At 69.4% G+C, this 448-nt stretch carries 1 protein-coding gene; it reads right to left on the reverse strand.

From position 1 onward, the window contains the following. A partial coding sequence (locus tag EOA78_RS35670) for an AAA family ATPase (RefSeq protein ID WP_164784126.1) occupies positions 1-448 on the reverse strand: 448 nt, incomplete at both ends.

The following is a 448-nucleotide window of genomic DNA, read 5'->3' on the forward strand; positions in this document are numbered from 1 at the left end:
GCCGATGCGCTCGACGATCGCCCGGAATGCGGCGCCCGCCTCGATCGGCTGGAGCTGTTCGGCGTCGCCGACTAGCACCAGCTTGGCGCCGGCATGAACCGTGGCTTCGACGAACAGCGCCATCTGTTTCGAGGCGACCATGCCGGCCTCGTCGAGGACGAAAACGGTTTTTTCGTCGAGCGCGTCCCTGCCCTCTTTCCAGCGCAGCTCCCATGAGGCCAGCGTGCGGCTTGGAATACCTGCTTCCTTCTCCAGACCCTCGGCCGCCTTGCCGGCGAGTGCTGCGCCGACCACGCGGTAGCCGGCGAGCTCCCAGGCCTCGCGCGCGGCCTTCATCATGGTGGTCTTGCCGGCGCCGGCGCGGCCGACCACCGCGGCAATCGCGCCAGGCTTCGCGACATGCTCGATCGCCGCTCTCTGCTCGGCCGACAGCCGCTCATGGCGGGGG

It is taken from the genome of Mesorhizobium sp. M5C.F.Cr.IN.023.01.1.1 (assembly GCF_003997585.1).
GTDB classification, from domain to species: Bacteria; Pseudomonadota; Alphaproteobacteria; order Rhizobiales; family Rhizobiaceae; genus Mesorhizobium; species Mesorhizobium wenxiniae.